This is a genomic window from Pseudomonas sp. LB3P93, assembly GCF_054898025.1.
The window spans coordinates 2787238-2811549 of the sequence record NZ_CM142713.1 but is presented as its reverse complement, the minus strand read 5'-3'; the positions used below and the strand labels follow the sequence as shown (position 1 = coordinate 2811549).

General features: G+C 60.7%; 25 protein-coding genes. 10 read left to right on the top strand and 15 right to left on the bottom strand.

The genetic code is table 11. The features are described from left to right. Positions 1-103 precede the first annotated feature (103 nt). The 4 genes from ACYZT8_RS12750 to ACYZT8_RS12735 all read left to right on the top strand — a co-directional run bounded on the left by ACYZT8_RS12750 (position 104) and on the right by ACYZT8_RS12735 (position 3784). Positions 104-1906 (top strand): HAMP domain-containing protein, encoded by a 1803-nt coding sequence (locus ACYZT8_RS12750; protein ID WP_461981601.1) that lies wholly within the window; start codon positions 104-106, stop codon positions 1904-1906. Continuing rightward, positions 1903-2550 carry a two-component system response regulator NarL gene (narL, locus tag ACYZT8_RS12745; protein ID WP_461981599.1) on the top strand — a complete coding sequence of 216 codons (648 nt, stop codon included), beginning with the start codon at positions 1903-1905 and terminating at the stop codon, positions 2548-2550. The genes ACYZT8_RS12750 and narL overlap by 4 nt, the downstream gene beginning before the upstream one ends. Positions 2551-2636: 86 nt before the next feature. Further along, entirely contained in the window at positions 2637-3311 is a 675-nt protein-coding gene (locus ACYZT8_RS12740) for a Crp/Fnr family transcriptional regulator (RefSeq protein ID WP_461981597.1), read from the top strand. Positions 3312-3385: 74 nt separating this feature from the next. Beyond that, positions 3386-3784 carry a putative zinc-binding protein gene (locus tag ACYZT8_RS12735; protein WP_461981595.1) on the top strand — a complete coding sequence of 133 codons (399 nt, stop codon included), beginning with the start codon at positions 3386-3388 and terminating at the stop codon, positions 3782-3784. A 144-nt stretch (positions 3785-3928) separates the two neighbouring features. Here ACYZT8_RS12735 and ubiT read toward each other — a convergent pair whose 3' ends face one another. The 7 genes from ubiT to norR form a co-directional block, all read right to left on the bottom strand. Then, the gene (ubiT, locus tag ACYZT8_RS12730; protein ID WP_461981593.1) at positions 3929-4399 is read right to left on the bottom strand and encodes a ubiquinone anaerobic biosynthesis accessory factor UbiT; all 471 of its coding nucleotides are present in this window, start codon (positions 4397-4399) and stop codon (positions 3929-3931) included. Beyond that, positions 4393-5283 carry a U32 family peptidase gene (locus ACYZT8_RS12725; RefSeq protein WP_461981591.1) on the bottom strand — a complete coding sequence of 297 codons (891 nt, stop codon included), beginning with the start codon at positions 5281-5283 and terminating at the stop codon, positions 4393-4395. The genes ubiT and ACYZT8_RS12725 overlap by 7 nt, the downstream gene beginning before the upstream one ends. Before the next feature lie 10 nt (positions 5284-5293). Beyond that, a complete protein-coding gene (ubiU, locus tag ACYZT8_RS12720; protein ID WP_461981589.1) occupies positions 5294-6289 on the bottom strand; it encodes a ubiquinone anaerobic biosynthesis protein UbiU in 996 nt (331 codons plus the stop codon). A gap of 214 nt (positions 6290-6503) precedes the next feature. Then, the gene (locus ACYZT8_RS12715) at positions 6504-7739 is read right to left on the bottom strand and encodes a molybdopterin molybdotransferase MoeA (RefSeq protein WP_461981587.1); all 1236 of its coding nucleotides are present in this window, start codon (positions 7737-7739) and stop codon (positions 6504-6506) included. After that, complete coding sequence (moaB, locus tag ACYZT8_RS12710; protein WP_461981585.1) at positions 7736-8290, bottom strand: molybdenum cofactor biosynthesis protein B; 555 nt, start codon at positions 8288-8290, stop codon at positions 7736-7738. Before moaB ends, ACYZT8_RS12715 begins: the two co-directional genes overlap by 4 nt. A 279-nt stretch (positions 8291-8569) precedes the next feature. Further along, complete coding sequence (gene pdxH, locus ACYZT8_RS12705) at positions 8570-9217, bottom strand: pyridoxamine 5'-phosphate oxidase (RefSeq protein ID WP_461981583.1); 648 nt, start codon at positions 9215-9217, stop codon at positions 8570-8572. An 88-nt stretch (positions 9218-9305) separates the two neighbouring features. Next, on the bottom strand, positions 9306-10835 hold the full coding sequence (gene norR, locus ACYZT8_RS12700) for a nitric oxide reductase transcriptional regulator NorR (protein WP_461981581.1): 1530 nt from the start codon (positions 10833-10835) through the stop codon (positions 9306-9308). A 154-nt stretch (positions 10836-10989) separates the two neighbouring features. On the opposite strand from norR, the gene ytfE reads away from it, so the two are divergent. After that, the gene (ytfE, locus tag ACYZT8_RS12695) at positions 10990-11664 is read left to right on the top strand and encodes an iron-sulfur cluster repair protein YtfE (RefSeq protein ID WP_461981579.1); all 675 of its coding nucleotides are present in this window, start codon (positions 10990-10992) and stop codon (positions 11662-11664) included. A gap of 75 nt (positions 11665-11739) precedes the next feature. On the opposite strand, the gene ACYZT8_RS12690 is transcribed toward ytfE, so the two are convergent. Beyond that, positions 11740-12177, bottom strand: coding sequence for a CopD family copper resistance protein (locus ACYZT8_RS12690; protein ID WP_461981577.1), 438 nt, complete (start codon positions 12175-12177; stop codon positions 11740-11742). 28 nt (positions 12178-12205) lie between these two features. Then, positions 12206-13396, bottom strand: coding sequence for an NnrS family protein (locus ACYZT8_RS12685; RefSeq protein WP_461981575.1), 1191 nt, complete (start codon positions 13394-13396; stop codon positions 12206-12208). Positions 13397-14003: 607 nt separating this feature from the next. Here ACYZT8_RS12685 and ACYZT8_RS12680 point away from each other — a divergent pair. After that, positions 14004-14687 carry a Crp/Fnr family transcriptional regulator gene (locus ACYZT8_RS12680; protein ID WP_461981573.1) on the top strand — a complete coding sequence of 228 codons (684 nt, stop codon included), beginning with the start codon at positions 14004-14006 and terminating at the stop codon, positions 14685-14687. Between the two features lie 5 nt (positions 14688-14692). Continuing rightward, the gene (locus ACYZT8_RS12675) at positions 14693-14884 is read left to right on the top strand and encodes a protein DnrP (protein ID WP_461982440.1); all 192 of its coding nucleotides are present in this window, start codon (positions 14693-14695) and stop codon (positions 14882-14884) included. A gap of 23 nt (positions 14885-14907) precedes the next feature. Here ACYZT8_RS12675 and ACYZT8_RS12670 read toward each other — a convergent pair whose 3' ends face one another. The 3 genes from ACYZT8_RS12670 to ACYZT8_RS12660 form a co-directional block, all read right to left on the bottom strand. Next, the gene (locus tag ACYZT8_RS12670; RefSeq protein WP_461981571.1) at positions 14908-16749 is read right to left on the bottom strand and encodes a nitric oxide reductase activation protein NorD; all 1842 of its coding nucleotides are present in this window, start codon (positions 16747-16749) and stop codon (positions 14908-14910) included. A gap of 77 nt (positions 16750-16826) precedes the next feature. After that, positions 16827-18257 carry a cbb3-type cytochrome c oxidase subunit I gene (locus tag ACYZT8_RS12665; RefSeq protein WP_461981569.1) on the bottom strand — a complete coding sequence of 477 codons (1431 nt, stop codon included), beginning with the start codon at positions 18255-18257 and terminating at the stop codon, positions 16827-16829. Between the two features lie 3 nt (positions 18258-18260). Then, entirely contained in the window at positions 18261-18701 is a 441-nt protein-coding gene (locus ACYZT8_RS12660; RefSeq protein WP_461981567.1) for a c-type cytochrome, read from the bottom strand. A gap of 251 nt (positions 18702-18952) precedes the next feature. On the opposite strand from ACYZT8_RS12660, the gene ACYZT8_RS12655 reads away from it, so the two are divergent. Then, entirely contained in the window at positions 18953-20011 is a 1059-nt protein-coding gene (locus ACYZT8_RS12655; RefSeq protein WP_461982392.1) for an IS110 family RNA-guided transposase, read from the top strand. 419 nt (positions 20012-20430) lie between these two features. Here ACYZT8_RS12655 and ACYZT8_RS12650 read toward each other — a convergent pair whose 3' ends face one another. From ACYZT8_RS12650 to ACYZT8_RS12640, 3 genes are read right to left on the bottom strand one after another with little or no spacing between them, the layout of a single operon-like run. Continuing rightward, positions 20431-20688: a cytochrome C oxidase subunit IV family protein gene (locus tag ACYZT8_RS12650; RefSeq protein ID WP_461981565.1), complete on the bottom strand. Its 258-nt coding sequence runs from the start codon at positions 20686-20688 to the stop codon at positions 20431-20433. A 10-nt stretch (positions 20689-20698) separates the two neighbouring features. Next, complete coding sequence (locus ACYZT8_RS12645; protein ID WP_461981563.1) at positions 20699-21286, bottom strand: cytochrome c oxidase subunit 3; 588 nt, start codon at positions 21284-21286, stop codon at positions 20699-20701. After that, a complete protein-coding gene (locus ACYZT8_RS12640) occupies positions 21270-22073 on the bottom strand; it encodes an AAA family ATPase (RefSeq protein ID WP_461981561.1) in 804 nt (267 codons plus the stop codon). The genes ACYZT8_RS12645 and ACYZT8_RS12640 overlap by 17 nt, the downstream gene beginning before the upstream one ends. Before the next feature lie 199 nt (positions 22074-22272). Here ACYZT8_RS12640 and ACYZT8_RS12635 point away from each other — a divergent pair, with 199 nt between their 5' ends. Beyond that, the gene (locus ACYZT8_RS12635) at positions 22273-23961 is read left to right on the top strand and encodes a cytochrome D1 domain-containing protein (RefSeq protein ID WP_461981559.1); all 1689 of its coding nucleotides are present in this window, start codon (positions 22273-22275) and stop codon (positions 23959-23961) included. 24 nt (positions 23962-23985) lie between these two features. Then, entirely contained in the window at positions 23986-24303 is a 318-nt protein-coding gene (locus tag ACYZT8_RS12630; RefSeq protein ID WP_461981557.1) for a c-type cytochrome, read from the top strand. Positions 24304-24312: the final 9 nt, after the last annotated feature.

The window sequence follows — 24312 nt, the reverse complement described above, 5'->3', positions numbered from 1 at the left end:
CGTCGACAACTCTTTAGAGGTAGCGCACCCGGGACTGGATGCAAAACCGCATTCCGGGGCGCCGTATGCTCAGTTTCCGTGTCTTCCCCCAGGATCAGCGCTGATGTTGCGCTGGTTGCGCAGCTCCCTGCCCGCTCGCGCCGGGCTGGCGGTGATCCTCATCGCCATACTCGCCCTTGCCAGTTCGTTGAGCGCCGGATTGATCGCCTGGTTCAGCCAGGGCGATGCCGCCGCCATCAACACTGCAGGCTCGGTGCGCATGGAGACGTACCACCTGAGCTGGAAACTGGCCGCGGGTGCAACGACCGGCGAAATCGCCGCCATTTCAGACAGCCTGCAAACCCGTCTCAACAGCCATTCACTCAAGGCTGTATTGGAAGATGGCCCGGCCACCGCGCTGCAAATCAGCTATGGGCAGATCCAGCAGCACTGGAACGAGGATTTGCGCCCGGCACTTGAGCGCGGCGATGCCGCCTATTTTCAGGTCCAGGCCCTGCCCTTCGTTGAACAACTGAACCAGTTCGTCAACCTGTTGCAGCGCGAAAGCGAACAAAAGCAAGGCTGGCAGCAGGTGATCCAGGGCATGGCCTTGTTCACCACCATGATCGTCCTGCTGCTTGGGCTCTACGAACTGCAGTGTGGCGTGATCACGCCCTTGAAAGAGTTGGTGGCCGCCACCCAGCGCTTTCGTCGGGGCGATTTCAAGGTGCGGGTCAACCATCAGTCCCAGGACGAACTGGGCCAGCTGGCCACCAGTTTCAACGCCATGGCCGAAACGATTGAAGAGTCGCATCGCACGCTTGAAAGCCAGGTCCAGCAAAAAACCCTGAACCTGCAGCAAGCCAACGCGGCGCTGGAATTGCTTTACCAGAGCAGCCGAAGCCTGGCCACCCGCCTGGCCAATGCGGAGGGGCTGGATGAGTTGATTCGACGCTTCCAGCAACGCCTGCCCGGTTTGCGCCTGTCGCTGTGCCTGCAAGGACAATCGCAGGCACCGGCGCAGCAGTTGCTCGCCCTGCATGGCGCGAACATCCGGGAAGTCTGCGCCAGCAGTGACTGTGCCACGTGCCAGAAGCACCATAAAGCCAGTCCACAAACGTTCAGCATCAGCAACCAGGGCAGTGAGCTGGGCGAACTCAAGGCGCATTTTGTCGATGGACACCCGACGCGTGCCTGGGAAACCCAACTGATCCAGGCCCTGGCCAACCTGATTGGCACCTCGCTCTCGCTCAAGCGTCAACGGGAGCAGGACCATCGCCTGCTGTTGCTCGAAGAACGCACGATCATTGCCCGGGAACTGCACGATTCACTGGCCCAGGCCCTGTCCTACATGAAGCTGCAAGTCAGCCGCCTGCAAACCCTGATGCGCCGTGGCGAACCGGTGGAAACCCTGGAAAACGTCGCTGCCGAACTGCGCGAGGGGCTGAACAATGCCTACCGCCAGTTACGCGAACTGCTGACGACTTTTCGCTTGCAGATCAATGATGCGGGCCTGGTGCAGGAACTCAAGGACACCGCTGAGGAGTTCTCCCGTCGCGGGGAATTCCAGGTGCACCTGCACGTCGATGCATTGGCCTTCCAGCTCTCGGCCAGCGAGCAAATCCACATTTTGCAGATCACCCGCGAGGCGCTCTCCAATTGCCTGCGCCACGCCCACGCACAAAACGCCTGGCTCGAACTGCGTCAGGACGGAGAAACCGTCAGGCTCATCATCGAAGACGACGGGCGTGGCTTCAGCGGCAATGTCGACCAACGCGAACACCACGGCCTGAACATCATGGATGAACGGGCGCGCAGCTTGCGCGGCCAGTTGCAGATATTTTCGAGGACGCCGCAAGGGACCCGCGTCCAACTGGAATTCCACCCCGAGTTTCTCGGACAGCAAATAGAAGGTAGCGTCACATGAACCCGTCCCCGCAACACAGAATCCTGCTGGTAGACGACCATCCCATGATGCGTCGCGGCATTCGCCAGATGCTCGAACTCGAAGATGACTTCCTGATTGTCGGCGAAGCCAACCATGGCGAAGAAGCGCTCACCCTGATCGAGCCACTGCAACCGGACCTGGTTTTACTCGACAACAACATGCCGCAGATGAACGGGATTGAAACCCTGCGTCAATTACGGGCCCAGCACTACACCGGCAAGGTGCTGCTGTTCACCGTGTCGGACGCCGAGGACGATATTCGCGATGCACTGCGTCTGGACGCCGACGGCTATCTGCTCAAGGACATGGAGCCCGAACTGCTGATCCAGTACATCCGCGATGCCCTGAACGGCGCGTTGGTCATCAGCCCTGGCCTGACCCAAGTCATGGCCCAAGCGTTGCGCTCTCCGCCGCGTCAAGCGGTGGTTGAGCTGACCGAGCGCGAACGCCAGGTGTTGAAAACCATCGCCAGCGGCTTCAGCAACAAGGTCATCGGACACAAACTGGGCATCACAGAAGGGACGGTCAAGGTTCACGTCAAAAACCTGCTGCACAAACTCGGCTTGCGTTCACGGGTCGAAGCGGCGGTGTGGGCCATGGAGCATCTGCGCAGTGCGGGCTGAAGGGTATGCCTCCTTGGAGGTAGGCCGGCAGAGGCATAGGTCATTCGGCGCTTGCTCTCTACTATGACCGTCAGCGGAGGTACGCCATGCTGACCCACCCTTCCATCGTTTTAACGTTGCGCCGTCATCATCTGTTCAGCCAACTGCCGGAGAAAATCTTCGAGGAAGTCTGTGCCCTGGCCATGCTCAAGCGCCTGCCGTGTCACAGCACGCTGATGCACCAGGGCGATCCGGCGAAGCGCTTTTTCCTGCTGGTCAGTGGCCAGATCAAGTTGTACCGCCTCACGGGCGAAGGTCAGGAAAACCTGGTGGAGATCATTCAACCCGGCCAGACCTTTGCCGAAGCCCTGCTGTTCAGCCAGGCCCGCCTCTACCCGGTGAGCGCCACGGCGCTGAAGGACAGCGTACTGGTGACGATCGAGGGCGCCCATTACCGCAATGCACTCGAAGACCAGCCCAAGGTTTGCCTGGCGATTCTGGCGAGCATGAGTGTTCATCTGCACTTGCGGTTGCGCGACATCGACACCCTGACCATGGCCAGCGCGAGCCGTCGGGTGATCAATTTTCTGTTCCAGGAACGCAACCCGGTCAGCGGTTTGATTGTCTTGCAGGTGTCCAAACGCCTGGTCGCCTCGAAACTGGGTATTCAGCCGGAAACCTTTTCGCGGATCTTGCACCGTCTGGTGGACAGCGGCCTGATCGCCATGGAACGACGCAATATCAGCATCCTCGCCGAAGACGACCTCGCGGCGTTCCAATAGACGCAATTGACCGCAGTCAATGCGCATTGCCACCGACCTTGCACACTGAAGAAGTCCATCCACGGAGAGTGCTCATGCCCCGTTCAACCTTGCCTCTGATTTACGCCTGCTCAGGCTGCTCTAACGTCGCCCAACTGGCCAACACCCTGGCCGTGCGACTGGATCGCAGCGGTGTGGCTGAAATGTCCTGCATCGTTGGGGTCGGCGGGCATGTGGCAGCGCTGGTCAACAAGGCGCGTTCGGGACGACGGATCTTCGCGCTGGACGGCTGCCCGCTGCAATGCGTCGAAAACTGCCTGAAGCAACACGGGCTGCACGCGGATGTGCACTTGATTCTCAGCCATTACGGGCTGCGCAAGCGGTATGGCGAGGACTGCACGCAGGCGCAGGGTGACGAGTTGTTTGAAGAGATCAAGCAGTTGATTGCCAGTGATGCCCGCCAGCATGAAAAACGCCAGGAAACGATGGCCTAAGGGACAACAAAAAACCCTGTGGGAGCGGCGGTGCGACGATTCGACTTGCCCGCGATAGCGATATAACAGTCGACATCAATGTTGAATGTGCCACCGCCATCGCGGGCAAGCCCGCTCCCACATTTTGATCGGTGTTTGCAGGTTCTACTGCGCCGCCAAGCCCTTCCCTGCCCGCTCCAGATTGCGCCACAGCCACACTGGCAAGACGTCAGGATCAAGGCTGTCGATCAGGTTTTTCAGCGTCAGCCCCAACTCGGTATCGCCCTCGATCACCAGACGCCGGCGAAAGAACAGCGTGTCCGGGTCTTCCTGACGGCTGGCCAGCAATAAAAACTCTCGCCAGTTGCCACTGATGGTCACATCCGCCGTGGCGTGTTCGGCAATCCGCAAGCCTTCACGGGTGAGCGTCAAGTACCAGGACAAGCCCAGGTCCGGGATCCGCAGGCACAACCAACGCCCGCGCAACACTTCAAATTCGCCATCGCGCAACGGCTCGGCGAGGCAGCGATTGAGCCCCTGCTGCAACGCCAGGCGCTGCACCGCAAAGGGCACCCGGCGTACGAGCGGCAGTAACCGGTCGGCGCCCTTCAACAGCCATTTTTTGCGGTTCAACACAGGCCGACCTCCTCGACGCGCAACATGCCGGCCTGGCCATGCCAGTAGCCATTGCAGCCATCGACGAACAGCGGCGGTGCCTCGCCCAGACGAACCCGTTGATAGGCACCAATGACCTCGGCCATGCCCTGAGCGCGGGGACTCAGACGCAACAGATCGGCGCCACAGGCCACCAGCCCGGCGTAATCCGCCAGCAGATTGGTCACCTCGGCCGACATCGTTTGAATACCGTTAATGGTGAACAGCGCCTGCCCTTCCTGGCTGGTCAGTGGCAAGCCGTCGGGGTAGTTGAGGCAGCAAAACCGGCAGTCGTCCTTGGGCAGGTTTTCCGCTCGGGCCGTGAAGCAGCGTGCGGAATAGGCCAAGGGCAAATGCCCATAGGCGAAGATTTCAACTTCCGGAACCTCACGGCCCAGTTCGCGCACCTGCTCGAGCACATCGCCAATCAGCGCCGCCGAACATTCCACGGGCGGCACCCATCGGGTCATCCCACAGTCCAGCAGTTGCGCCAGCGTATGACCGTTGTACAGGTTGAGAGCAGAACCGCCCACGAACGGCAACTTGCGCTCGGCCATAAACTGCACCGCGCCCATGTCGTTGGCTTCCACCAGCAACTGGCCGTTGTCGCAGAGCCGACGCAGGCTGGAGAGTTCGGACGCGGCCTCGATCAGCGTCAGGCTGGAGAGCACCAACTGTGCCTGGCTGCATTCCTGTAACTCGCGTCCAAGCCCCAGCCATTGATCCAGTGAAAAGGCCCGGCGTTTCGAACACACGGTTTCCCCCAGGTAAATCACATCCAGGGGCAAGGCCGACATCTCGGCGTAAAAGTGACTGAGTTGCTCTTTGTCCCAGTAATACAGGACCGGTCCAAGACTGAGCTTCATGTTCCGTCCCTCATTGCCATGATCGATGATAAGCACCCAGGGTGGTCTGGTTGCCTTCGGACAAACCGGCCAGCACCTGACGCCATTCCTCCTTGACCCGAAAACTGCCCGGTGAACCACGATGGGCATCCAGTGCCGCCCGCCAGACGCGGGTGACTTGCTCCACATAGGCAGGGCTGCGCTGACGACCCTCGATTTTTACCGCTTCGACACCAATGGCGGTCAGCTCCGGGAGCAAGTCGAGGGTGTCGAGGCTGGTGGGTTCCTCCAGCGCATGGAAGCGTTTGCCGCCGACCAGGAAACGGCCTTTGCACAGGGTTGGGTAACCGGCGGATTCGTCGGGGGTGTAGCGGTCGATCAGCACTTCACTGAGCCGTGCGCTCAAGCCGTCGGCGTCGTCGCTCCAGCGCACCGCCTTGGCCGGCGAACAGACACCGCACAGGTTTGGCGACTCGCCGGTGATGTAGGAAGACAGGTGGCAACGCCCTTCCGCCATGATGCACAAGCTGCCAAAACCAAAGACTTCGATGGGCACCGGGCTGCTGGCAGCGACCTGGCGGACCTGCGCCAATGACAGCACCCGTGGCAGCACCGCGCGCCGAATGCCGTAGCGCTCGGCGTAAAACGCCAGCGCCGCAGCATGGGTCGCCGAGCCCTGGACCGACAGGTGCAACGCCAGTTGCGGGTGTCGCTGACTGGCATAGTTGAGCACCCCGGGGTCGGCGGCGATCAGCGCATCCACGCCGAAGTCGGCAGCACGATCGACTGCCCGCTGCCAGCGTTCCCAGCCCTTGGGTTGCGGGTAGGTGTTGACTGCGACGTAGAGTTTGCGTTGATGCTGACGGATGTGGGCGACTGCAGCGTCGAACTGCTTGTCATCCATGTTCAGGCCCGCGAAATGCCGGGCGTTGGTGTCATCGCGAAAGCCGACATACACGGCATCCGCGCCTTGGCGCACCGCCGCTTTAAGCGCAGGCAGATTCCCTGCCGGACAAACCAGTTGCATGGGTAATCCTCATGAAAAAGCGCAGTCCGGGGCCTAATCAGTCATGGCTGGGATGCGCTTGTGGCGAGCGAGCTTGTTCCGGGCGGCGTTCCGACGCTGGACTGCGCAGCAGGCCTAAATAACAGGGCCGCTTCGCGACCCAGCGGGAGCAAGCTCCCTCGCCACACAGTCTAGCCAGACCAGCCGGCATGGCCTTGACGACAATCAATTGCCATCAATGCATCAGCTCGGCGAAGGACAGGAACATCACGTTGTCGTGCTTGAGCACTTGCTGCTCGCACTCGATCACCGCCAGCCCGTCGGCCCAGCACGCAGCGGTCAACATCGCCGAGCTTTGCTGAGGGTGCAGCTCCACGCTCAATTGGCCGTCGGCGCCGGGCGTCAGCCTTGCTCGCAGGTACTGGCGGCGCTTGTTGCGTTGCAACCAGTCGAACCCTGCCGGCACGGCCAAAGGCGTGGGCAACACGTCGCTGACGCCCTGGGCCCTGAGCAAGAACGGACGCACGACCACCAACGCGGTAATCAGCGCCGCCGAAGGATTGCCCGGCATGCCGATCCAGGGTTTGCCGGCGACTTCGCCAAAGGCCAGCGGTTTACCCGGCTGAATGGCCAGCCGCCAGAAATCCAGGCTGCCCAGCTCGTCAATCGCTTGCTTGAGGTGGTCTTCCTCGCCGACCGATACACCACCGGAACTCAGCAGCAAGTCGCACTCCGAAGACGCCAGGCTCAAGGCATGGCGGCTGGCAGCCAACTCATCCGCCATGACGCCGTAGTCGTGCACCTCGACGCCCCAGCCACGCAACAACGCAGCCAGGCAATAGCGATTGCTGTTGTAAATCTGCCCCGGCGCCAAGGCATCACCCGGCTCGCGCAGCTCATTGCCGCTGCTGAGCAAGCACACCTGCAACGGTCGATAAACCGCGACCCGTGCCACGCCCGCGCCAGCCAGCAACCCCAGTTCTTGTGCGCGCAGGCGTTTGCCGGCCTTGAGCAACAGGTCCCCACGGCGGACCTCTTCACCTTCCTTGCGCACGTGATCGCCCGCCGTAACCGACGGGAACCAGACGCGCTCACCCTCGATCCGGCAGCGCTCTTGCGGCACGACGGTATCGGCACCCGCAGGCAATGGCGCGCCGGTAAAAATCTGCACCGCTTGCTGCGCGGGCAACGGTGAGCAGGCCTGATCCCCGGCGGCAATTCGCCCGCCAATGGGCAAGTCTCCACCCTGCGAAGGCAGGTCAGCCGCCCTGAGGGCATAACCGTCCATGGCGCTGTTGTCCCAGGCCGGCAGGTTCACCAGGGAATGAATGTCCGTCGCCAGAACCCGGCCCAAGGCTTGATCCAGACCGATCATTTGCGCCAGGGGTGGTGGCGGCGCCTGATCCAGTAAACGGTCGATGGCCTCGTCCACGGGCATCAGGTTGCCGAGGTCGCACACCCGGCCAGTCATGAGCGCGTCTCGCAGGCATCAATGCCGCGTTGCGTTTGCGGCTTCAAATGCGGGGCGAAATTGCACGGGCCGGTGCGACTGTCCAGTTGTTCCAGGAGGATCATGTTCCAGGCTGTCCGACAGGCCCCCGGCGAACCCGGAACGCAGCACACCAACACGCCGTTGCTCATTCCGGCCAATGCCCGCGACTGCAAGCTGGACATACCGATTTCCGCCAGGGACACCTGCCGGAACAATTCGCCAAAACCTTCGACATGTTTATCGAGCAGTGGCAGGACCGCCTGGGGGGTGTTGTCACGAGCGGTGAAACCGGTGCCGCCGGTCATCAACACCACTTGCACCTTGGGGTCGGCGATCCACCGGGAAACGGTGGCGCGGATCTGATAAATGTCGTCCTTGACCAGATCCCGGTCGATCAATACATGCCCGGCTGTTTGCAGCAAATCCGTCAGAGTCTGTCCTGAGGTGTCGGTGTCGAAGGTGCGCGTATCGCTGATGGTCAGCACGGCGATGTTCAGGGGTTCAAATGTGCGTTGCGCCAAATGGGCCATATCCAAGCCTTCCCGTAGATGAGGGTTTGGCCAAGCCTGAACCGGAATTTCGGCCGGGCCTATTCCTCCAACGAGGTACCTCTACAGGGCCATAAGAAGATTGTGCCGGACGCAGAACCTGTGGCGAGGGAGCTTGCTCCCGCTGGGCTGCGTAGCGGCCCCAAAACCAGCCCATGCAATTCTTCAAGTAGAACGCGTCTGCAGTTTTTACGACTGCTTCGCAGCCGAGCGGGAGCAAGCTCCCTCGCCACAGGTTCTGCGCTAGTTTGATAATGGAGCTCAAGGCGCCAGGCGGTTTCGCTGCCATACACCATCGCGCAACCGGTAATCGAGCCGGTCATGCAAGCGGTCGGCGCGCCCCTGCCAGAACTCGAGGCGCTCCGGGTGCAGGCAGTAGCCGCCCCAATGCGCGGGTCGCGGCACGGTCTGGCCAACGAAACGCTTGAGAGTGTCGGCCAACAGCGATTCCAGCGCTGCCCGACTGGCCAGCGGCTGGCTCTGCGGCGAGGCCCAGGCACCCAGGCGACTGGCCAGCGAACGGGAATCGAAGTAGGCGTCCGATAGTTGCGGATCGAGCTTCGACACTTGGCCTTCAATCCGAACCTGACGCTCCAGCCCCGGCCAGAAAAACGTCATGGCGGCATTCGGGTTAGCCGCCAGTTGCAGGCCCTTGTCGCTCTGGTAATTGCCGAAAAACGTAAAGCCATCGTCGCTCAAGCCCTTGAGCAGCAAGACCCGGCAGTGCGGACGCCCGTCACCGTCGACCGTGGCCAACATCATGCTATTGGCCTCGACAGGCGCGCACTCAGTGTCGCGGGCCTGCTGCATCCACTGGCGAAACATGGCCAGTGGATCGTCCAGCGCAGCTTCATCCTGCAAGCCGTTAAGGGTGTAGTTGCGGCGCATCTGGGCCAGGGAAAGTGGCATGACGGTGATCTCCGAAGGATTTTGCCCAGTGTGCGAGCCACCGGGCTAAGCCTCCTTGATCGCCATCAACATGCCGCATCGCTCCGGCTTACTTGAGACGAAGCCGCCGGGCCAGTTTGTGCAGATTGCTGGGATCGACGTCCAGCAGTCGCGCGGCGCTGGCCCAGTTCTCTGCGGAAAGACTCAGGGCGTGGAGAATTTTTTGTCGCTGACACTCGTCAACGGCGTCGCTCAAGGGCTGGAACGGCGAATCAGACGTGACCGCCGGCGGCTGCTCGACGCTGATGCCCGCCGCGCCCACCGCACTGTCGAGATCAAGGACTTGCGGCTCCAGCGTCATGATCAGCGCGCGACTGGTGCCGCGACTGAGCTGCTTCAATGCCGCACGGCTGATCACATGTTCCAGCTCGCGCACATTGCCCGGCCAGGTATACGCCAGCAAGGCCCGCTCGGCGGCTGGCGACAAGCGCAAACCACGCAAGCCGAGCCGCGCCCGGTTGAGCTCAAGGAAATGTCCGGCGAGCATCAGCACATCATTACCCCGCTCGCGCAGGGGCGGAATCGGCACCGGGTACACCGAGAGCCGGTGATACAGGTCAGCGCGAAACAGGCCGTCGCGGATGCTGTCCGGCAGGTGCCGGTTAGTCGCGGCGATGATCCGTACATCCACATGCAACGGCTTGTCCGCCCCCAGCCGCTGGATCTCGCCATTTTGCAACGTGCGTAACAGCTTCGCCTGAACGCTTAGCGGTAACTCACCGACTTCATCGAGAAACAGCGTGCCACCGTTGGCGGCATCGAAACGTCCGGCGCGGTCACTGGTGGCGCCGGAAAAGGCGCCTTTGACATGACCGAACAACTCGCTCTCTGCCAGCGATTCCGGCAGCGCCGCGCAGTTGACCTGTACCAACGGCTTGTGGCTGCGCCGTGACAAACGATGCAACCGCCGGGCAAACAACTCTTTGCCGACGCCGGTCTCGCCCAGCAGCAACACTGGCAGATCGGAATCGGCCAGCACATCTAGCTCATTGAGCAACTGGTGCAGCACCTCACTCTGGCCAAGGATTTCGCCTTCATCGGCAGGCAGGCGCACGTCTTGAAGATCGCTGCGGGACAAGCGCAAGCTACGGTTTTCCTGTTCCAGACGGGTGACGCGCACGGCGGCTTCGATCTGCAAAGTGCATCGCTTGAGCTCCTCCCGTGCACGGCTGTCGAAGGTTCCGGCATGCAGCGCATCGAGGGTGATTGCCCCCCAGATCCGTCCCTCCACATACAAACTCACGCCCATGCAGTCATGCACCGGCAACGGTTCACCGACATGGTCGTCGAGCAAGCCGTCGTAAGGGTCCGGCAGGCGACTGTCAGGCTCGAACCACGTCGGCTCGCGTGACGCCATGATCGCGGCCAGACGAGGATGCTGAGCGATGACAAACCGGCGTCCCAAGGCTTCATGGACCAACCCCACCGTCGCGACAGGCCTGAGGCTGTCCTCGTCCAGACGCAGCAATCCCACGGCGCCGCTGTTGAAATATTCGCGCAGGGTCTGGACCAGTCGCTGGAACCGTACGGCATTGGGCAACTCGACAATCAGGTCGGCCGCCAGGCTTTCTCGCAGCATGGTAGTAATCACCCTCAATGGTTGGATTCACCCTAAGCCGTCAGGGTGACTATCACCACAACTAAAAATTAATGCCTATTTATCAACCCGTTAAATATGGCATGCCGGATGCAATGAGCCTGGAGAACCGTTGAAATCCAAACAAGGAACCCTGATGAGCCAGACCCTGCTGGAACAAAGCCTCGGCCAATTGGCCTGTGACATTCCCGGTGCCACCCGGATCTTCCACACCTTCAAACTGGACTTCTGCTGCGGGGGCCATAAAAGCCTGCGTGAAGCAGCCCTGGGCAAAGACCTCGACCCGATACTGATTGCCGATGCCCTGCACATTCTGCAAGACACTGGCGAAACCCAACTTGACTGGCGCAACGAGCCGTCGCACGTGTTGATCGCTCACCTGCTCACGCGCTACCACGCTCGCCACCGCGAGCAACTGCCTGAACTGATCCGCCTGGCCCGTCGGGTCGAGCAGGTCCACGGCGCGCGCAGCAGTTGCCCCAACGGCCTGGCCGACCTCCTGACCGACATTCAGCAAGAACTCGAAGGCCACATGCTCAAGGAAGAACAAGTGCTCTTCCCGATGTTGCAACAGGGTGTCGGCCCCCAGGCCGCACCGCCGATCCAGGTGCTGCGTTTTGAGCATGATCAACATGGCGAAGCGCTGGAAAGGCTGCTTGCGCTGACCAATAACATCACCCCGCCTGCCGATGCCTGTAACACCTGGCGTGCCCTTTATCGTGGGCTGCTGGAGTTTCGCGATGACCTGATGCAACACATCCATCTGGAAAACAACGTGTTGTTCGTTAACGCCCTGAACCCTCGCCATTGATCGGTTGCCGGTCACACCCGACCCGCGTCAGCCCATAGGTTGACGCGGGTTTTGTTTGTCAGGAACAACGTGCGTTCAACCGTGCCAATAGAACATGGCCTTGGCCAGGATCACGATCAACACCATGTGCCCGAGGATGCTGCGACGAATCCAGCTGGCGCGGGTCGTGGTCAGTCGTGCGCTTTTCAGCCAGTACGCCAGCAGGAAGTAATGGCCGATGATGCTCAGGGCCAGGATGATTTTCAGGCTCAGCAACGTGCCAAAACTGCTGGCCAACGGCTGACTCAATACGCCACGGTGTTGCCACGCCAGGCTGATGCCGGCGCCATACAACAGCAACACCACGCCATGCAGCACCTTGCGCGAACGCACGGCAATGGCCTGATCCGCCGTCGTTTGTGAGGTGTCCGCCAACTGCTGGCGGGCGTGATGCCAGATCACCACCTCGAAAAACAGAGTGCCGATGAAGGCAATCGCCGCCAGCAAGTGGGTGACCAGTAAAAAGGGATACATCACCGGCAGCCTCCTTTAGTTCGCTTGCTTATCCCGGATGACCGTCCACCCGGGCCTGCAGCAGCATCGGCCCGTAGCGCCAGGCGTACAGCGCAAACGCCAGCGCCCAGCACAGACCGGCCAGCCACAACGCAGGCAAGGGAAAGAACAGGACCAACACTACCCGGCTCAGGCACGCCAGGTTGAGCAAAATGAACGCCAGGGTCATGCCCGACGGCGGCTCCAACGGGCGACCGGTATGACCCAGACTGACCCGCGCGACCATCGCCAGCACCAGGCCGCCCATGGCGCCGATCGTCAGGCTATGCACCGCCAGACTCGGGTTCACCGGCACGCCGAAATGCCACAGCGCCATTCCGAGACAGGCCACCGCCAACCAGGCATACGCCAGGTACAACGACCACAGCAACGGCACATGCCAGAGTGCGCGGTCATGCCAGCGAACCAGACGCACCAGATGCCCGGCGGCCAACACGGCGAACAACAGGCCTACCCAGAAACTGGGCTCAAGCGCAGGGCCGGCGGCATATAACAACGCCACGAGGGGCGAGCCAATCAGCAGCAGCCAGTCCAGCCAAGGCCAAGGGGTAACGCCATCGACCTTGCCGAGGCCGCGCTGGATGAAGAATGGAATCACTCGCCCGCCAATCAACCCCATCATCGCCGCCACCAGCCAGATACCGGTCAGCACGCCTTGACGCTGCCAGCCTTCATGACCTTCGAGCAAGCCGTACAGGGACAACCCGTCGGCTGCCGCCAACAACAGCAACACAACGGCAATCGGGTAGTTACGTTTCTGCCGCACCTTCCACAAGGTGAACCCCATGAGCGCGGCCACCGCCAGCGGGAACGCCAATTCCAACACAGCGAGCACTGGCCACGGCGCGTTGACCAGCCAGGCCACGCGCGCCAGCAACCACAGCAACGCCAGCGCGGCCAGCGGGCGCCCGCTGATGCCGGGGCGACCGGTCCAGGTCTGCACGGCCGTCAGCAAAAAGCCTGCGATGATCGCCAACCCGAACCCGAACAACAATTCATGTCGATGCCAGCCCAGCCAGCCACCCGCCGGCTGCCAGCCGGAAAGGGCGCCACTGAAGGCGGCCAGCCAGAGCGGAATGACCAGCACGGCCAAGAGGCAGCCCGCGAGGAAGAACGGCCGAAAGGCCAGACGTAACAGCGGCGCGATGGCCATCGCTTTACGGCGGTCAAGCACTTGCATAAAGCCACTCCTTTACCTTGCTGCTGACCTGGCGCTAACCCGCAAGCGCCGAGGCCAATACGTGGGTCAATCATCGGGTATCAGCGATCAATTGCCTTTGTCGCAGATCAAGTGTGCAAGGGGCGTGCCCTCGGTACAGAACAAAGGCCGAGCGCAGCTCCTTGTGGCGAGGGAGCTTGCTCCCGCTCGGGTGCGCAGCAGCCGTAAACCGGTGGACGCGTTCCAAACTGACTTACCGCGGATGTCGGTTTTGGGAGCGCTTCGCACTCCAGCGGGAGCAAGCTCCCTCGCCACAGGGTGGTCGGCTCAGGGTACAAATGACCATTACAGGGTTGTTTTTACCCTATATGCGATGGTGTTTTTTACCCTTCCGTCTAACACCCCCAATAAACAAGGGCCTCCAGGCATGGCCCGTGTCTTGCTCATGCTTTTGCAACTCAAGAAACCTCAGATCCCTCTAAATCTCAGGAGTCGTCATGAAAAAAGTCATCCAGCCACTGGCCTGGTTTGTGGTGTTGACCTCGGTCCTGGCGTTGGCCAGCCGCGTCTCTCTGGGCTTCGTTTGAATTGATAACCGCCCCCTTCTTAACCTTCAGGATGAATTCTTATGGTGCTTCATCGTGTCCATCACCAGATTCTGCGCAGTCATCATTTGTTCGAGCCGTTGAACGAAGAACAGCTGGATGAATTGATGAGTACCAGCCACTTGCTCAGCATCGACAAAGGCGAGCCATTGTTCCGTCAAGGCGAGCCAGCCGACTCGTTCTATTTTGTGATTGCCGGGGCGGTGAAAATCTACCGGCTGACACCCGATGGGCAGGAGAAAGTGTTTGAGGTCATCGGCGATCGACAAACCTTCGCCGAGGCAATGATGTTGATGGACACTCCAAACTATGTGGCCTCCGCCGAGGCGGTCTGCCCCACTCAGCTCTACCGGTTATCCAACAGCACCTACATGCGCCTGCTTCAAAGCAATAGCCGGCTGACCTTTGCGCTGCTGGGCAAGCTTTGTGTCCGCTTGCACCAGCGGGTCAATGAAATCGAAACCCTGTCTCTGAAAAACGCCACCCACCGGGTCGTGCGTTACCTGCTGACGCAACTGGTGCGCTTGCAGACGGTTGACAGCCAATTCGAGCTGCCGATGGCCAAGCAATTGATCGCCGGGCATCTGTCGATCCAGCCGGAAACCTTTTCGCGGATCATTCGTCGCCTGATTGATGAAAAAATCATCACCCAGGACGGCCGCCAGATCGCCATTCTTGATCGTCTGCGCCTGGAACAGTTCGAGTGAGTGCCATGCCCGTCTGTTTGTATTGCCAACACGCCAATCCAGCGCAGGAATCCGAATGCCGCCAATGCGGCATGCCTCTGCCGGCATTGGCCGCACACACGGCGCAGCGTCGATTGCGCCGATTCACGTGGTTCTGCATCGGCCTGACAATCTTCTGCGTGGCGATGTTTTTCTGGCTGCCGCGCAGCATCACTTGATGCTGCGTTTCTCAATCCCGGGTTCAAGGCTGGGTCAACTGACGGTACAACTGCGGCAAGCGCAGGGGCAGTTGCTCGGGCTGGCGGATCAAGGTATAGCCATTGGCGCCGAACATGTATGGCAGGTAATCCCCGGCCTCGCGATCAATGGTGATACAGAACGGCGTCAACCCCTGACGCCGCGCCTCCAGCACCGCCTCGCGGGTGTCTTCAACACCGTAACGGCCCTCATATAAATCCAGATCATTCGGTTTGCCATCCGTCAGCAGCAACAACAGTTTGCTGCGGCGCTTGCTCTTGCCCAACAGTTGGGTGGCCTGGCGGATGGCGGCGCCCATGCGCGTGTAATAACCCGGTTTAAGCCCTTGAATGCGACCTCGGGTGTTGTCGTCATAACGCTGGGTGAAGGACTTGAGTTCTTGCATGCGCACTTGATGACGACGCAGCGAAGAAAACCCGTACAGGGCGAAATCATCGCCCAGCACCGACAGGGTTTCGCCGAACAACAGCAAGCTGTCGCGGATCACATCAATCACCCGATGCTCATCGTTCAAGTGGGCGTCGGTGGACATCGACACGTCGGCCAGCAACAGGCACGCCAGGTCGCGGCGTGTCTGGCGTTGCTCCATGAACAGACCGCGTTCAGCGCACTGGTCATGCTCGCGTTCAACGTGAAAATCCAGCCAGGCCTGCATGTCCAGTTCCGACCCTTGCGGTTGCTGGCGTAACCATTGGCGATCATTACGCAGGTGTTCGAACTGGCGGCGCAGACGGTGCGCCGATGCCTTGAGCCGTGGCGGCAATGGCTGCGCCTCACAATCGCGGGGCACCATCATTTGCAGATTGACGAAGGCGTCTTGCATCTGCTGTTTGCGGTAATCCCACTCCGGCAACTTGATGCCTTCGCCCAGGGGAATATCGTCGACATCGGCGGGCGGCAAATCCAGGTGCAGCTTGAGGCCGCCGCCCTTGCGCAGACGGGTGCGCGACAGACTCAACTCGTCCAGATCTTCGGCGACTCTGGCCGCGTCCGGGTTTTCGCTGTCGTCTGACCAGCGATCCAGGTCGACGTGTTCGGTCCAGCTGAACAGGTTCTCCAGGCGCACGATCAACAACCCGCCGTCGCGGCTGCCTTCATCGATCCGTTTGGCGCGTTTGTTCCCGCCTTTCTGCTCACCGGGAGGGGTCGTCAGCGATTCTTCCGACTTGTCCCCCAAGTCGGCAGCCTGCGGGCTGCCGAGGTTTTGTGGCGGGTACAGCCACAGCGGCAGCGGCCATGCCGCCCGTTCGCTGCGGGGAAAATGTTCGACACTACCCGGCTCGCGCAACGCCTGACATAGCGCCCGCTCCAACGCTGCTTCGCCAGGGTTCAGCGTCGCTGGATCCGGACGTAATTGCAGATGGGCATCGACCAGGCGTTTATAACGAGCACGCAACGCCGGATAGCGCCGCAACAGCTGTTGCGTCCAGCGCTGATTGTCCCGCCCCCAGTGCCGCATCTGGCCGGCCTGGGCCGCCAGCAACGCGAGCCAACGATAGAGCTCTTCGTTCAGTGCAACTTCAGGAAACACCGCCAGGCTCGACGGCAGACGAAGGTTGGTCTCGTCGCACCACGCCAGGGGCACTTGCTTGCAGGTGCCGGCGATCTGCTGCAGCACGTTGCGGCGCAACAGCAGATCGCGGTCGCTGGCGGCTTCCACGCCGACGCCACTGGCGCCGCCCATGGCGCGAAACAGCAGCGCCAGCGGGCGTTGCTGGCTGGCCAGTTCGACCCGGGCTTCGGGAAAGTCCGGGCTGGCGCGCCGGGTGATAAAGCGATGCCAGACACTGCCGACCCACTCTTCCAGTTCGACGGTAAAGGCCATGGTTTTTTTCCTCTGAAAACCAATGTGAAACGGCCCGCTGTACCAGTCGGGCCGTCCTCCTTCAGGTGGTTACTGACTCACGAACGAACAGCGGATGCGGCAGTCGCAGTGACCCCCACGGGCACCCGCCGCTTGAAGCTGAACAGGTAGCAGAGCAGCCCTGCGAAGAAACCGAGGCCGGCGCCCAGACGAGCCCAGAACAGCACTTGCAGATGATCGACAGTCGCCATGAACGGTAACGCGACGCCATCCACCGGCCAGCGTTGCAGGTAGATCTGCACGACACCGGCAGCGGTGAGCAGCAGAGTGATCATCACCATCGACAGGGTCATCAACCAGAAGCCCCAGATCTCGAGTTGCTGCGAACGTTCGTCCGCTGCCTCGCCGAGCCCTCGCAGTTTCGGCATGGCATAGCTGATCAAGGTCATCACGATCATCGCGTAAGCACCGTAGAAGGCCAGGTGACCGTGAGCCGCCGTTAACTGCGAACCATGGGTGTAGAAGTTGACCGGTGCCAGGGTATGCAGAAAACCCCAGACGCCAGCACCGAAGAAGGCGGTGACCGTGGTGCCCTTGGCCCACAGCGTGGCCGCGCGGTTCGGGTGGTCACGCCGACGGTTCTTCACCATGCTGAAGGCGAATATCACCATGGCCAGGAACGGTAGCGGCTCGAGTGCCGAGAAGATTGAACCGACCCACAACCAGACCTCGGGAGCACCGATCCAGAAGAAGTGGTGACCGGTACCGATGATCCCCGTTATCAACGCCATCGCGATGATTACGTAGAGCCATTTCTCCACGACTTCCCGGTCTACACCGGTGATCTTGATCAGGACGAAAGCCAGCATCGAACCCATGATCAGTTCCCACACGCCTTCTACCCAAAGATGCACCACCCACCACCAGTAGAACTTGTCGCGGGCGAGGTTGCCGGGGTTGTAGAAGGAGAACAGGAAGAACACCGCGAGCCCGATCAGCCCGGTCATCATGACCATGCTGACGGTGGTCTTGCGCCCTTTGAGCAGGGTCATGCCGATGTTGTAGAGAAAGCCCAGGCAGACCACCACAATGCCCATCTTGGAGATGGTCGGCTGCTCCAGGAACTCCCGACCCATGGTCGGCAGCAGCTCGTTGTGGGTCAGCTTGGCCAGGCCGGCATACGGCACCAGCAGGTAACCGAGGATCGTCAGCACGCCAGCGGCGGCGAATACCCAGAACAGGATGATCGCCAGCTTCGGACTGTGCAGTTCGCGGTCGGCCTCTTCTGGAATCAGGTAGTAGGCAGCGCCCATGAAGCCGAACAATATCCAGACGATCAGCAGGTTGGTGTGCACCATCCGCGCCACGTTGAAGGGAATGATCGGGAACAAAAAGTCTCCGATCACGTATTGCAGGCCCATGATCAAACCGAACAGTATCTGACCGAGAAACAGGATCAGAGCAAACACAAAGTACGGTTTGGCCACGGATTGCGAGGCGAATTTCAGATGCGGATTAGCCATGCTCATCTCTCAGCCCTCCTTGTTTGGCGGCCAGCCATTGGTGTTGATTTTCGAGCTCCATTTGAGGAACTCGGCGATGTCATCCACCTCCTGGTCACTCAACTTGAACTGAGGCATCGCGCGACGGCCCGGTACGCCCAGTGGCTGCATTTTCATCCAGGCATGCAGGAAGGGTTTGAAACCCGCCTCCCCGCCGCGCCGCTGGAACACGTTGCCCAGCTCAGGCGCGAAGTAGGCACCCTCGCCCAACAGCGTGTGGCAGCCGATGCAGTTGTTTTGCTCCCAGACCAACTTGCCGCGCTCGACTGATTGGGTTAACAGCGCTTCATTGCTGCGCTCTGGAAAGGTCTGTTCCGTGTGATAGGTCAAAGCCAGGAATATCAGGAAGAAGAAGATGCTTCCCCCAAAGTAAATATTCCTGGCCATGCCTTTGGTGAAGGTGTCTGACATGGTCGCTTCCTCTTTGCTAGGCCCGTCCATCATAGGAAGCGAAGGGTTGAAACCTGCTTGATGGCGATCAAGAAAGCCAGATGGTTTAGGTCGGGTATTACACGTGAGCCGTACTCGGCCCCTGTAATTGGATGGACTCGCCCAAGTCGAGGCGTCAATGCGCCACGATGGCAGTCTAAACAGCCAACGACAGCGAGGGCGAGTCCATGAAAAAGCATACTTCGGTTGATCAATCCCTGTCTTCTTCCGATTTGTCGGCCTGCACAACCGTAGCGGTCGATTTGGCCAAGCAGGTCTTTCAGGTCGCCGGGGAAGATGTCCTCGGCCAGGTGCACTACGAGCAGCGGATCAAGTCGCGCGAGGCGTTTTATGAGTTTCTACGCCAGTTGCCGCCTCATGTCGTGGTTCTGATGGAGACCGGTCCGGGTGCTCAAGCCTGGGCCCGGCAGCTGCAAGACCAAGGCAATCTGGCGCGGATTCTTCCAGCCCGTTTGGTGGCCACACATCGTAGCGGGCCTAAAAATGATCGCAACGATGCGCTGGCGATTCTGCGGGCTGGTCGCGATGAAAAGATCTACGCAGTGCCGGTCAAAAGCGTTGCGGCGCTGGCAATGCAGGCGTTGCATCGGGCCCGCCAAGGCTATGTGCGTCGACGCACGGCGGTGAGCAATCAGATGCGCGGCCTGCTGCTCGAGCATGGCGTGGCCTTGGCGCAGGGCGATGTTGCGATCAGCCAGAAAATTCCGCGGGTACTGGAAGATGCCACCCAGCCGGTGCCGGGCCTGCTGCGTGAACTGATCGACGAACTGTTGGCCGAGTGGCGCCATTTGGGCGAACGCATCAGCGTGCTGACGGGGCGCCTGGAAGTGGCCGCCAACGCCGACATGACGGCGAAGCGACTGATGACTGTGCGCGGCATCGGCCCAGTCACTGCCACGGCACTGGTGGCCAAGGAAACCAAGCCTGAGCGATTTCCCAATGCCCGCAAGTTTGCCGCGTACTTTGGCATGGTGCCAGACCAGCACAGCAGCGGGCAGACGGTCCGGCTGGGGGACATGACCAAGCGAGGCGATGTTTATTTACGCAGCCTGATGATCCAGGGAGCCCACGCGGTACTGCAACAACTACGACCTGATTCCCAGCAACCCGATGACCGCCGCTTGTTGCGCTGGATGAGCCGGCTGGGTCGTAAGGAGGCTGCGATCAGGTTGGCCAACCGCAACCTGCGAATCGTCTGGGTGCTTCTACAGAATGACCAGACTTATCGTCGCCAGGCGGGTGATGGCCAGCAAGCGACGATGAGCCACTGAGCGACAGAGTTCTGCCACCGAGGTACCAACTGTCCGACCCTTTGCTGAAAAACATTGACCCCAGGTAAGACCGGCGTGGATTGATGCCTTAGCTGCTACTGGCCTTCGAGGCCTGACTGTAATCGGCATACCACGAGCTCTTCCAATTTTGGCCAGAAGCCGAAGACGGCTTCCTCGAATAGGCCTAATACATAGATGCAACGGGGCGGCGGTTTTTCAAAAGCGGGTAGACAGTGGGGGCGAGTCCATACATAGCAGCTGGCGAAGCCTGCGTTCGGCTCGGTCCGCGCTCGGGCGCAGCAGTCGTGAAATCAGGCACTGCGGTTCGTCAGTTACACCGTGCATTCAGAATTGACGACTGCTGCGCCCGAGCGCGGACCGAGCCGAACGCAGGCTTCGCCAGCTGCTACAGGGATCGCTTAACGGAATAAAATCAGCGTCAGGCCCACCACCGCCGCCAACACCAGCGCCCAGCTCAACATCAACCTCCGCCACAGTCGCGGTGCGTGGCGCATCTCCATGAAGCCATCGGCGATCAGCCACGCCTTGCCGACCGCCACCAGCAAGATGGCAATCGACAGCAACCACGTCGCACCGGCCTGCGGCAGCATCACCGTGCACACGCTTAACGTCGCGAGCGCTGCCCAACAGATGAGCAAAACCCGGGAAACAGACATGAGAACCTCGTCAATTCAGGATGTAGACCAGCGGAAACAGCACGACCCAGATCAGATCGACCATGTGCCAATACAGCACGCCGGACTCAAACCCACTGCGATTGTCGGCGCTGTACAGGCCACGACGACAACGCTCGGCCAGCCATCCGAGAATGAACATGCCGAGCAAGACATGGAGAAAATGAAAACCGGTGAGGATCCAGTACAACGTGAAAAACGTGTTGTGCTCCATACCCAACCCCGAGGCCAGCAAGTGCCGGTATTCCGTGAGTTTCAACACCACGTAGACACTGGCGGCGAACAACGCCATCAGCAGGAAGACGGCGCCGTGACGGGATCGTGAGCGCCTGACTTGCTCCTGCGCCAGCGCGGCGAACAGCCCCGCGGTGAGCAGGCTCAGAGTCATCGCCAACCCGGTGGACGTGTTCAGCAACAGACGGCTTTCGCTGAACATCTGCGGCTTGAGCGCCTGGGTCACGGCGAACGTCAGGATCAGGATGGCGAACACCGACAGCTCGGCCAGAATGAAAAACCACATCGCCAGATCGCCCGGCAAGTGACGGCGCGTGACGCCCGTGGACTCAGCCGAAGTGGACATCAACCACGTCCATCAGCGCGGCAACGGTCAGCGGATCATCGCTAAGCGGCTCGGCCAAGCAGGCCATGCACGCCTCACGCGGGCTCATGCCGGAGCGAATCATTCGCGCGGTGAAAATCAGCAACCGCGTCGAGGCAACTTCTTCCAGGTCATGTTGATCGAGCCGGCGCAGCGCCTGCCCCAGCCGCACCACTTGCGCCGCCAGCGCGCTGTCCACCTGAGCCTCCCGGGCAACGATGCGCTCTTCATCGGCCACGGGCGGATAGCCGAAACGCATCGCCACGAAACGTTGTCGGGTGCTGGGTTTCATGCCTTTGAGCAGGTTCTGGTAGCCGGGGTTGTAAGACACCACGAGCATGAATGACGGCGGCGCCTTCAGCACTTCGCCGGTGCGTTCCAGGAACAGTTCCCGACGATCATCGGCCAGTGGATGCAGCACCACCACGGTGTCCTGACGCGCCTCGACCACTTCGTCGAGGTAGCAGATCCCCCCTTCCCGGACCGCGCGGGTCAACGGCCCGTCCTGCCACCAGGTGCCCTGGGCACCGATCAGATGGCGGCCGATCAGGTCGGCCGCGCTCAGATCATCGTGGCACGCCACGGTGTACAGCGGCAGTTTCAGCCGATGGGCCATGTGCTGGACAAAACGTGTCTTGCCACATCCCGTCGGGCCCTTGATCAGGACCGGCATGCCATGTCGCCAGGCTTGTTCGAACAGCACCTCCTCATTATTCAGCGGTTGGTAGAAAGGTTCGACCTCGTGTTCGCAAGACTGGATTCGGTCCATGGGTTGCCTGTTCCAAAAGCGGATTCAAGCAACACGCTACGGGCCCCTGCGACAACCTGGCAAGGGACATGGCCGGCAAACTTGATCGCGGTCAAGCGAGCATTGGCCTGCTCGGGCATAGCCTTGCACGGCACTAAGAACCTGCGTTCTGCGCTGCCGTTTCAGCACATCGCAAAGGTCTTGCCTGAGGAGAAATGGAATGCTGATCAGCAACAGAAAAACGTTTGCCCTGACCCTCGCCACATTGTGTTCGTCACTGGCCCTGGCGGTGAGTCATGCCGCCAATGCTGAGGAGCCCGCTGCTGCGGCCACCCCGCCCATGGTCAAAACCGCTGGCGCTCCCGACATGAGCCAGGCGGAGTTCGACTCATCAAAGGAAATCTACTTCCAGCGCTGCGCAGGTTGCCACGGCGTGCTGCGCAAAGGCGCCACCGGGAAACCCTTGACGCAAGACATCACGCAGTCCCGCGGGCAACCGTTTCTGGAGGCTTTGATTACCTACGGGTCACCGGCAGGCATGCCGAATTGGGGAACGTCCAATGCCCTGACCAAAGAGCAGATCACGTCGATGGCCAAGTTCATTCAGCACACGCCGCCGACGCCACCGGAATGGGGCATGGCTGAAACGCTGAAGACCTGGAAAGTGCTGGTCAAGCCCGAGGATCGTCCGAAGAAGCAGCTGAGTAAACTCAACCTGCCGAACCTGTTTTCGGTGACCTTGCGCGATGACGGCAAGATCGCCCTGATCGACGGTGACAGCAAGAAGATCGTCAAACTTATCGAGACCGGTTACGCGGTGCACATCTCGCGGATCTCCGCGTCGGGCCGCTACCTGCTGGTGATTGGTCGAGACGCCCGGATCGACATGATCGACCTGTGGCCGGTGGAGCCGACCAAGGTCGCCGAAGTCAAAGTGGGCATCGAGGCGCGTTCGGTCGAGACCTCCAAGTTCAAAGGCTACGAAGACAAATACACCATCGCCGGCTCTTACTGGCCGCCACAGTTCACCATCATGGATGGCGAAACCCTGGAGCCGAAACAGATCGTGTCGACCCGCGGCATGACCGTCGACAAGCAGGACTACCACCCGGAACCCCGGGTCGCGGCGATCATCGCCTCCCATGAATGGCCGGAGTTCATCGTCAACGTCAAGGAAACCGGCAAGGTCATGCTGGTCAATTACCAGGACATCAAAAACCTCACCGTCACCTACATCGATGCCGCGCCGTTCCTGCATGACGGCGGTTGGGACAGCACGCACCGCTACTTCATGACCGCCGCCAACAACTCCAACAAGGTCGCCGTGATCGACTCCAAGGAGCGCAAGTTGACCGCGCTGGTGGATGTCGGCAAAACCCCTCACCCGGGTCGCGGCGCCAACTTCAACCACCCGACCTACGGACCGGTCTGGGCCACCAGCCACCTGGGTGATGACGGCATTTCGCTGATCGGCACCGACCCGACCAAACACCCGCAATACGCCTGGAAGCAGGTCGCCTCACTCAAGGGCCAGGGCGGCGGATCGCTGTTTATCAAAACCCATCCCAAGTCCCGTCACCTGTACGTCGACACCACCCTCAACCCGGACGCCAAGCTGAGCCAGTCGGTGGCGGTGTTCAACCTCGACAAGCTCGACGCCGGCTACACCGTGCTGCCCATCGCTGAATACGCGGGCATCAAGCAAGGCGCGATGCGCGTGGTGCAACCGGAGTTCAACAAGGCCGGCGATGAAGTCTGGTTCTCCGTCTGGAGCGGCCAGGCAGACGAGTCGGCGCTGGTAGTGATCGACGACAAAACACTGAAGCTCAAGTCAGTCATCAAGGACAAACGACTGATCACACCCACCGGGAAGTTCAACGTCTACAACACCCAACACGACATCTATTGAGCTCCATCAATGCAAGGAAACACCATGAAAAATACTCTGTTTTCACTGTTCGCCCTGACCGCTGCACTAAGTGTGCAACCGGCCATGGCTGCCGAGGACGGGCCGGCGTTGTTCAAGAGCAAACCCTGCGCCGCCTGCCATACCATCGACACCAAACTGGTCGGCCCTGCACTCAAGGATGTTGCAGCCAAAAACGCTAGCGTACCCGGGGCCGTGGACACCCTGGCAAGCCACATCAAGAACGGCACATCAGGCAACTGGGGACCAATGCCAATGCCGGCCAACCCGGTAACGAATGAAGAAGCGAAAATTCTCGCGACCTGGGTACTGACACTCAAATAACCGTCTGGA